Below are 8842 nucleotides of genomic sequence, written 5' to 3'. Positions count from 1 at the left end.
AGCGGTGGTGGGGGAACGCTGGCACTGGCGGGCTCCCATCGTGTCGATACGCGGCCGGATGTGTCGTCATCCCGGTTGCGCCGGATATTGAGGACGGCGGAGGATCTGGAGCGCCAGCTTGACGACCTGGGGATCGGGATCGTCGAGATGTCCGGGCGCGCAGGCGATGTCTTTCTCATGGACATGCGCCTGCTGCACACCCCGTCGATCAATTCGACGCAGCAGGTGCGAATGATGGCGACATCTCGCTGCTTCGTCGATACCTGATGCCGTGCGCCTACTCGATCTTGATATTGGCTTTCTGGATCACCTCGCCCCAGAGCCGATAGTCGTCCTTGATCATCTTCTCGAACGCGGCAGGCGGTCCGCCGAGCTTCTCGGCTCCCAGCGCCGCCAGCCGCTGCTTGAATTCCGGCGTCTCCATCACCTGGTTGATGGCCTGATTCAGTTTGGCGACGATGTTGTCCGGGGTGCCGGTACGCGCCACGATCCCAAACCACGAGTACAACTCAAACCCCTTGATCCCCTGTTCATCCAGCGTGGGAACATCAGGAAACTGAGGCGACCGCTTCAACGCCGTCACGCCCAGCGACCGCAATCGTCCTGACTTCAGCAGCGGCTGCACCGAGAACTCGATGTCGAAATGCACCGGCACGTCGCCCGCGACCAGCGCGACGTTGGCCGGTGCGGAACCCCGGTAGGGAATGTGTTGCATCTCCACCCCGGTAACCTGCTTGAACCGCTCCGCCCCCAGGTGCGGCATGGTGCCCGAGCCGCCCGAACCGTAGTTCATGCGACCGCCTTCGCGCTTGGCCAGGGCGATCAGGTCCTGGATGCCCTTGCCCGGAAAGTCCGGCGCCACGGCCACCTGGTGCGGGCTGCGGAAGACGCCGACCACGGCGCGGAAGTCGCGCACGGGTTCGAAGTTCATGGAGGGGTAGAGCCACTTGCCGGTGGAGATGACGTTGCTGGCCATCAGCAGGGTGTGGCCGTCGGCGGGTTGGCCCAGCACGAATTCGCTGCCGACGATGGCGCCCGCGCCGGGCTTGTTTTCCACGACGACGGGTTGTCCCAGTTCCTTGCCCAGGCCTTCGGCGATGGACCGTGCGGTGGTGTCCGAGGGGCCGCCGGCGGGGAAGGGCACGATGAGCCGGATGGGCTTGCTGGGATAGTCCTGCGCAGCCAGCGCGGGGAAGGCGCCGCCGGCCGTGGTGGCCGTCAGCAAGGCCGTGGCCAGTATCTTGCGTCGCACGATGTTCTGCATGGTTGTCTCCTTTTTCAATCTGGTTCAGGCGGAGCGTGCCTCGACCGCGTTTTCTTCCGCGTTGGCCACCGCCTCGTCGGCCGAGATCAAGGCGCCCTGGCTGCGCAGCACCTGGCGCAGCGTGTCGACGGCCGGGTTTTCCAGCGTGGCCTGGCCGCTGGCCGCGAGGGCGGCGTAGGCGCCGGCTGCATGGCCCAGGCACATGGCGGTGCCCATGTGGCGGGCACCGCCGTTGGCCTCGCGCGTGGCGGAGATGGCCCGGCCGGTCACGACGATGCCTTCGATGGACTGGGGCAGCAGGCAGGCCAGGGGGATCTCGAACGGCGCGGGCGGCATCCACAGGTCGACGCTGGTGCCGCCGGCTTCGTGCAGGTCCATGGGTCCGGCGCCCAGGGCGACGGCGTCGGCAAAGCGTTTGCCGCCGACGATGTCTTCGGTCGTCAGGGTGTGTCGCCCGACGATGCGGCGCGTTTCGCGTATGCCTACGCGTTCGGCGATGCCGGCGAGCACGGATTTCTCGAAGCCCGGAACGTTTTCGCGCAGGAAGGGCACGATGGTCTTGATCTGCTGCCGCCCGATCTGTTCGGCCCGGGTCAGCTGCGCGCCGTCCAGGGCGTCGATGCCGTGGATGCGGCTCATCAGGCAGATGGCGTCGGTGTCGCCGGGCGTGCTGCAGAAGGACAGGCTTTCCCAGGCCAATTGGCCGCGCCGCAGGCCGTCCAGGGCGATGGCGCGCTTGCGTTCGCGCGGGATGGCGCGGAAGGCGCGTACGTCCACGTTGGACATGCGGAACACCAGGGTCAGGGGCTGGCGCTTGTCGCGCAGTTCTGGCTCTTCGCCCACGTACGGGACGCCGGCCGCGGCGGCGATGACGGCATCGCCGGTGGCATCGACCAGCATGCGCGAGCGCAGGGCGCGCCGGCCGGAGACGTTTTCCAGCAACAGGCCGGCCACGCGGCCGTCTTCCATCAGCGGCCCGACGACGCGCGAGTGCAGGAGCACGTCCACGCCGGCTTCGCGCGCCATGTCGTCGGCCACGATCTTGACGACCTCGGGGTTGAAGGGGAAGTTGATGATGGTGACGGGGTTGGCGCTGGCCTCGGCCAGGGTGTAGCGGCGAAAGCCGTCGCTGCCGCCGGCCGCCTCGATGCGCCGGGTGAGTTCGAAGCCTATGCCGCCCACGCAGCGCACGGTGCCGTTGAAGAGGCCGATGTACTGCGCGACCATGCCGGAGGTGGCGGTACCGCCCAGGCAGCCGGCGCGTTCGACCAGCGCGACGCGGGCGCCGCCGCGGGCTGCCGCGACGGCGGCGATCAGGCCGGAGGCGCCGCCGCCCGCGACGATGACGTCGTAGCGGCCTAGTACGGGCGTGTTCAGGGTTTCGGCAATGACCGAAGCATTCATGTCGTGTCTCCTTGCGGATCAGAAGGGCAGCGGCTCGGTCCAGCGCAGCTGCTTGGGGCTCACGCCTTCGCGGATGGCGCGCGCGGCGGCATGGCCGGCCACTTCGCCGGTCTGGCAGCACCAGGGGAAATTGCGCATGACCATGAAGATGGTCTCGAAGGTGAAGGACAGCGAGGCGCCGGTCAGCAGCAGGTTGTCGACTTCCTTGGGCAGGAAGCAGCGGTAGGGCACCTCGAAGCTGTACCTGGCGTACCGGTCCCAGAAGAAGGTCTTGGTCATGGGGCGCGTCACGGCGTCGGGAAAGCGCCTTTGCTCGCGCGCGTCGTCGATGGAGAAGACGTATTCGCCGATGGGGTGACGGCCGTCCCGCACGCCCACGTAGCGGCCGACATGGGAGATGAAGGCGTCCTGGAAGCCCGGCGCGTATTTGCGCAGGAAGGCGGCCTCGGCATCGATCAGCCGGCGCAGTTCGCGCTTGGCGCGGGAGGCGTGCTCGGCATCGTCGTCCATGTGCAGCGCCCATTCGTAGGGCACGTTCTGCCACAGGATGAAGGTGCCCGGGCCCTGGATGGGGCTCATGTCGACGGTCGGATGGCCGATGTAGTGATCGCCGTAGACGCCCTGGTCGGCCAGGCGGGGGCGATAGAGTTCGGGCGGGATGTCGCCGGCCGCGCGGGCCGCATTGATCAGCTTGCTCAGGGCCGGATCGTTTTCGCGCTTCTGGTAGGCGGCGGTCCGCGCGAAATCGATGCCGCTCATGATCCACAGCAGGCCGCCGGGTATGGGGCGCGCCTGGGCGTCCGTGGTCACGGTCTCGGGCTGGCGTCCGCCGCCGCGCACGTAGGGGGCGCCGGCGCGCGCCACGACTTCGGCGGTGCCGCTGCCTTCCACGAAGATTCGGCCCTGGATCGCCTGGCGGCCTTGCACGGTTTCGATGATGGCGTGGGTAATGCGGCGTTGCCCGCCGTCGGGCTGCATCTCGACGTCCACGAAGGCGGCGCCGTAGATGGCGTGCACGCCGGCCTCGTCCAGCATGCGCAGCATGATGTTGCCGGCGGCATCCGGATTGAAGGAAGCGCGGCGGAAGGGCGAGCCCGGCTCCAGGTAGTAGTCGTAGTGGGACAGCGCATTGCCGGCCCAGTCGGGCAGTTCCTTCTCGGTGGCGGTGTAGATGGCGCCTGCCGCCGCGAAGCGCTCCATCAGCTCGGTATGGATGCCGCCTACGCCCGTGTTGGCGGCGCCCTGGAGCCCCGAGGTATGGACGCCGCCGGGCATGTCGAATTTCTCGACGATGATCACGCTGCAACCCTCGCGGCGCGCGCGTAGCGCCGCCGCGAAGCCGCCCGGCCCCGCGCCGATGACGACGACGTCCGCTTCCCCGATGACCGGCACGCCCCGGGCGGTGCGGCCCAGGGGCTGGATGCTACTGCTGTTCAACTCACATTCTCCCTATCGCTATTCGGCGGTGATCTTGTTGTCGACGATCACCGGTTTCCAGCGCGCCAGTTCTTCCTGCATGAAGGCCTTGAATTGCGCGGGCGTGCCCGGCGCGGGCTCCATCAGTTGCTGGCGCAGCAGTTCGACTACCTGGGGCTGGCGCAGCACCTCGCCGATCGCGGCGCTGATGCGTCCGGCCAGCGCGGCGGGCATGCCGCCGGGTGCGACGAACCCCATCCAGGCGCTGCCGACGATGTCCGGGTAGAACTCGCGCAAGGCCGGCACCTCGGGCAGCAGCGCTGCGCGCTCGGCGGTGGAGACCGCGATCGGCACTACCTTGTCGCCGCGCACCTGGGCCATGGTGGCCTGTGCGGGCAGGCAGCCCATCTGCACCTCGTTGGTCATCACGGCGGTGGTGGCCTGCACGGCGCCGGCGTACATTACCGGCACGATCTGCGTGCCGCTCTTGTTGGCGAGCAGCGTCATGACCAGGTGGCCCAGCGAGCCGTTGCCCACGTACGAGTAGTTGTATTTGCCGGGATTCTTCTTCAGGACGTCGATGAGCTCGGGCAGCGTCTTGACGCCCAGTTGCCGGGATGCGATCAACAGGCAGGGCTGGTGCACGCCCAGCGTCAAGGGCGTGAGGTCCTTGGCCGGGTCGTAGGCCATGCGCTTGTAGAGCAGGGGGTTGTGGACCAGCGGGCCGGCGATGCTGACGCCGAAGGTGCTGCCGTCCGGGTGCGCGCGGGCGACCAGCGTGGTGCCTATCATGCCGCCGGCGCCGGGCCGGGAATCGACGATGAAGGGCGTGCCATACTTCTTCTGCAGGCCCTCGGCGACGACCCGCGCCACGGTATCGGTGGTCGTGCCGGCGCTGAAGGGGTTGATCACCGTGGTGGCGCGGCTGGGCCAGTCCTGGGCGGCCAACGCGGTGGCGGTGGCCAGCAGCGCCAGGCAGGCGATGGCTTGTCGTGTTTTTTTCATGGATGTCTCCGGGGAAATCTCAGGCGGGCAGGTTCTGGCGGACGACCTGTTCGCGGCGGAAAAGCGCATAGTCCTGCGCCAGGCGGTGCTGCACTTGCGAGACCGGCACGTCCGAGGGAGGGCGGCTGCCGGCCGCGGCGATGGCGCCCAACGTGCCGACCGCCTGCCCCATCGCCATGGAGGTCGCCATGTGGCGCGCGCCGGCCATGGCCTCGCGGGTCGCGCTCAAGGTGCGGCCGCACACCAGCAGGCCCTCCACGCCTGCGGGCAGCAGCGTGCGCAGCGGTATCTCGAAGGGCTGGGGCGGCGCATACAGGCGGATGCCGGTGCCGCCCGGCTGGTGGCGGTCCATGGGGCCGGCGCCCAGGGCGATGGAGTCCTCGAAGCCGCGAGCCTGCATGATGTCTTCTTCGCTGAGCGTGTATCGCCCTTCGATGCGGCGCGTCTCGCGCACGCCCACGCGTTCGGCGACATCGGCCAGAATGGCGTGCTCGAAGCCGGGGATCTCGCGCCGCAGGAATCCCACGATGCTGGCGATCTGCCGGCGGCCTTCCTGCTCGGCGCGCGACGCGTCGCGGGCATCCAGCGCATCGATGTCCTGGATGCGGCTCATCAGGCAGATGGCGTCGGTGCCGCCGGGCGTGCTGACGAAGGACAGGCTTTCCCAGAACAGTTCGCCGCGCCGCAAGCCATCCAGTACCCGGGCACGGCGTTCGTCGGAAGGCACCGCCCGGAAGCGCGCCACGTCCACGTTCGACAGGCGGAAGGACAGGGTGCAGGGCTGGCGCTCGCCGCCATCGTCCTGGAACGGGACGCCCGCGCTGGCGCATACCAGCGCATCGCCGGAGGCATCCACCACCACCGGCGCGAGCAGGGCCAGGCGACCCTGCACGGACTCGACCGTCACACCGCTGATGGCGCCGTCCCGTACCAGTGCGCGCGCGAAGCTCGTGTGCAGCAGTACCTCCGCGCCCGCTTCGCTGACGGCGCCGTCCAGCACCCATTTGACCGTCTCGGGGTTGAAGGGCAGCACGCGCAGCGGGAACGGCGTGCCGGCTGCCTCGCCCATCACGTAGCGGTGGAAGCCGTCCGAGCCGCCGGCGGCCTGCACGCGCTCGGCCAGCTCGAACGGGATGCCGCCTACCACGCGCGTTTCGCCGTGGAAGAAGGCGACCCATTGCGCCACGAGATTGGCGGTGGCGGCGCCGCCCAGGCAGCCTCCGCGCTCGACCAGCAGCGTGCGCGCGCCGGTGCGCGCCGCGGCGATGGCGGCCACGGTGCCGGAGGCGCCGCCGCCGACGACGATGACGTCATAGCGGCCCGCGACGGGCGTGTTCAGGGTTTCCTGGATGGTGTCGGATTGCGGCATGCATGTCTCCCGGGCGCCCTGTGCGGGTGCCTCCTGTCATGCCGTGCAGTGTTGCGCTCAGCGCCGCTTGCCGCCAGACGGTGTTCTCATATGTGAACACTTTTCGTTTCGATGGGCCTGGACCGATCCGTGGCCGCGGCGATTTCCGCGGCGGCGGCGCGCAGGGCAAGCTCCAGCTTCCGCTTGCGTGTGTCGTCCAGCCGGCTGGCCGGAAGCGCAAGGCCCAAGGCCGCGAGCGCGCGGCCGTGTACGTCCAGGATGGGTACGGCCAGGCCCACGATGCCGACGGTGAACTCGCTGAAGGACCAGGCCACGCCTTCTTCCCGGATCTGGTTCAACTGCCGCCGCAGGACGGTCGTGGAGCGTATGGTCTGCTCGGTGCGCGGTTGCAGCTTGACGCGCTGGAGATAGGCTTCGCGTTCGGCCGGCGGCAGCCACGCAAGCAGCACCTTGCCCGCCGAACTGGCATAGAGCGGCTGCATGACGCCCACGTGCACCGAATACAGCACCGCGTTCGGCGATTGCGCGGAGGCGATGCGTTCGGCCATGTCGTTGCGCAGCACGCTCAGGCCGGCCGACTCCTCGGTATCGCGCATGAGCCGTTGCAGCCAGGGTTCGCTGGCGCGAAGCAGGTCGCGGTTGTGCGCGCCGCGGCGCGCGAGCGCGTAGGCACCTTCGCCCAGCTGGAACTGCTGCGTGTCCTGCAATTGCTCGATGTAGCCCCGTTCGACAAGATTGCGCAGCAGCGCGCTCAGGCTGCTTTTCGGGACGCCGGTCCGGCGCGAGATCTCGGCATGGGTCATGGCGCGGCCGGTGCTGGCCAGCAGCTCCAGCAGGTCGAGGACGCGGTCCGCCGATTTGACGCTGGACCGGACGGGGGCGGATTTGCCGCGCGCGGCGGCGGCCACGCGGCGCGGCTTGGACGAAGGGGCGGAGTTCACCCGGGAATTGTATGGTAGGGTGCCGAAGCGGTTGCTGAACGCGAATCGAAATACCAACGTATTGGCATGACTGCCAGATGCTCGACGATTTTCTGAAAGCCGTGGTTCGCCGCTATCGCCTGCCCACGGACGCTTGTCTGCCTCCAGGCACGCGCACCGCCAACCCGTCCGCCACGCTTGCGCTGGCCATCGAGCGGGCCCGCCAAGCGATCGCGGGTGGGGGCGAGCCGGACGCGGACCTGACGCGGGTCTTCACCGGGGCGCTTGCCCGCCTGATCGGCGAAGCGATGCATCCGGAGGGCGGCGACCCGGTCATCCAGGCCATGGTGCTCAGACACCGGCATGCGCATGTGCGCGAATATGCCTCGCTATACGCGCGAGCCGGCCAGGACCGCCGGCAGGTCCGGGCGGCGGTCGATGCCGTGGCTCATCCTGCCCGATTGCAGCGCATGCCCGGTGGACCCGTGCAGCAAGCCCTGGCGCAATGGCGCACCGCCGCCTCTCGCGAGTCCTGGCGCGATCTCCGCATGGGCCTGCCGCGCCTATTGGGCATGCCGGACATCGCCAGCGACACGCCACTCCAGGCCGGCCTGGCCAGGCTGCTGGAGCATCCCGCGCTAGTCCGCCTGCAACGTCTCGATGCTTTGGCGTCGGACGAACTCGTGCGCCATTACCAGGCGCTCTGGGACGGCCATGGGCCGCGCCAGGGAAGCGCCGAGGCCGCCGCGCAAGGGGGCGTTTCGCAGAAACGTGGCAAGGCCGTCGAGGCGGCTGCCGCCCGGGCGCTCGGAGCGTTGGCCGGACGCCTGGACCGGGAGGAGGGCGCCGGAGCGGTGCACCGGGTGGTGACGTCGATGCGGGTGCCCTCATCGATACGCGCCAGCCGTGAACGCGCCAAGACCGAATGGGATGTGGTCCTGCTGCGGCGCGTGCCGGATATGGATGGCGAACCGGCCTGGAGCGTCCGCCTGCTGGTCGAAGCCAAGGCCTCCATCGAGGCTGCGACGACAGACCTGCCGCGGCTGCAGCGCGGCGTGCGTGTGCTTGCGCAGGCCGAGGCTGGCGTGGCCTATTCGTTCCAGGCCAGCGAAGGCGCGGTGCGTTTGTGCGGTTCATCGCTGCGCGAGCTGTCCGCCGACGAAGCGGGCCTGGCGCGTTCGGTGCTGTATTGCTGCGATGCGCCCGCCGAACCCACACCGCGCCTACTGGGTGCGGCCAGCCGCATGCAGCTTCTGTCGGCGCCGGCCAGCCTGGCGTTCGCCAGCGCGCTGGCAGAAGGGCGCGACCCGGATCCGCGGGGGCTGGAAGAGGTCTGGAACGAGCTGCTGCATGCGCCAGGCTGGGCCGCGGTGCTGGATCAGTACCCGCGGCTGCGCCAGGTGCGCGGGCTGATGGTGCATGTGGACGACCTGATGGCTGCGATTACCGGCAAGTCGCACTGAT

General features: G+C 69.1%; 8 protein-coding genes. 2 read left to right on the top strand and 6 right to left on the bottom strand.

Annotation, left to right across the window (positions count from 1 at the left end):
* On the top strand, positions 1 to 267 hold a 267-nt coding region (locus N5K27_RS27255), incomplete at its 5' end, for a phytanoyl-CoA dioxygenase family protein (protein ID WP_279820662.1).
* A 10-nt stretch (positions 268 to 277) separates the two neighbouring features.
* Here the strand turns inward: N5K27_RS27255 and N5K27_RS27250 are convergent.
* The 6 genes from N5K27_RS27250 to N5K27_RS27225 all read right to left on the bottom strand — a co-directional run bounded on the left by N5K27_RS27250 (position 278) and on the right by N5K27_RS27225 (position 7399).
* Positions 278 to 1264, bottom strand: a complete 987-nt coding sequence (locus N5K27_RS27250; RefSeq protein ID WP_279820660.1) for a tripartite tricarboxylate transporter substrate binding protein — start codon at positions 1262 to 1264, stop codon at positions 278 to 280.
* Between the two features lie 24 nt (positions 1265 to 1288).
* Complete coding sequence (locus tag N5K27_RS27245) at positions 1289 to 2668, bottom strand: FAD-dependent oxidoreductase (RefSeq protein WP_279820658.1); 1380 nt, start codon at positions 2666 to 2668, stop codon at positions 1289 to 1291.
* Between the two features lie 18 nt (positions 2669 to 2686).
* The gene (locus N5K27_RS27240; protein WP_279820656.1) at positions 2687 to 4105 is read right to left on the bottom strand and encodes an FAD-dependent oxidoreductase; all 1419 of its coding nucleotides are present in this window, start codon (positions 4103 to 4105) and stop codon (positions 2687 to 2689) included.
* An 18-nt stretch (positions 4106 to 4123) separates the two neighbouring features.
* Positions 4124 to 5089, bottom strand: a complete 966-nt coding sequence (locus N5K27_RS27235; RefSeq protein WP_279820654.1) for a tripartite tricarboxylate transporter substrate binding protein — start codon at positions 5087 to 5089, stop codon at positions 4124 to 4126.
* A 19-nt stretch (positions 5090 to 5108) separates the two neighbouring features.
* A complete protein-coding gene (locus N5K27_RS27230) occupies positions 5109 to 6458 on the bottom strand; it encodes an FAD-dependent oxidoreductase (protein WP_279820652.1) in 1350 nt (449 codons plus the stop codon).
* Between the two features lie 86 nt (positions 6459 to 6544).
* Complete coding sequence (locus tag N5K27_RS27225; RefSeq protein WP_279820650.1) at positions 6545 to 7399, bottom strand: IclR family transcriptional regulator; 855 nt, start codon at positions 7397 to 7399, stop codon at positions 6545 to 6547.
* Positions 7400 to 7476: 77 nt separating this feature from the next.
* Between N5K27_RS27225 and N5K27_RS27220 the strand changes: the two genes are divergently transcribed.
* Positions 7477 to 8841 carry a 3-deoxy-D-arabino-heptulosonate 7-phosphate synthase gene (locus tag N5K27_RS27220; protein ID WP_279820648.1) on the top strand — a complete coding sequence of 455 codons (1365 nt, stop codon included), beginning with the start codon at positions 7477 to 7479 and terminating at the stop codon, positions 8839 to 8841.
* Position 8842 lies beyond the last annotated feature (1 nt).

This window comes from Pigmentiphaga sp. GD03639 (assembly GCF_029845405.1).
Classification (GTDB): Bacteria; Pseudomonadota; Gammaproteobacteria; order Burkholderiales; family Burkholderiaceae_B; genus Pigmentiphaga; species Pigmentiphaga daeguensis.
This window is presented reverse-complemented; position numbering and strand designations above follow the sequence as displayed.

Coding starts and splice junctions, on each gene's coding strand:
- N5K27_RS27220 (WP_279820648.1), top strand. CDS start 7,477: ATGCTCGACGATTTTCTGAAAGCCGTGGTTCGCCGCTATCGCCTGCCC.
- N5K27_RS27235 (WP_279820654.1), bottom strand. CDS start 5,089: ATGAAAAAAACACGACAAGCCATCGCCTGCCTGGCGCTGCTGGCCACC.
- N5K27_RS27245 (WP_279820658.1), bottom strand. CDS start 2,668: ATGAATGCTTCGGTCATTGCCGAAACCCTGAACACGCCCGTACTAGGC.
- N5K27_RS27230 (WP_279820652.1), bottom strand. CDS start 6,458: ATGCCGCAATCCGACACCATCCAGGAAACCCTGAACACGCCCGTCGCG.
- N5K27_RS27250 (WP_279820660.1), bottom strand. CDS start 1,264: ATGCAGAACATCGTGCGACGCAAGATACTGGCCACGGCCTTGCTGACG.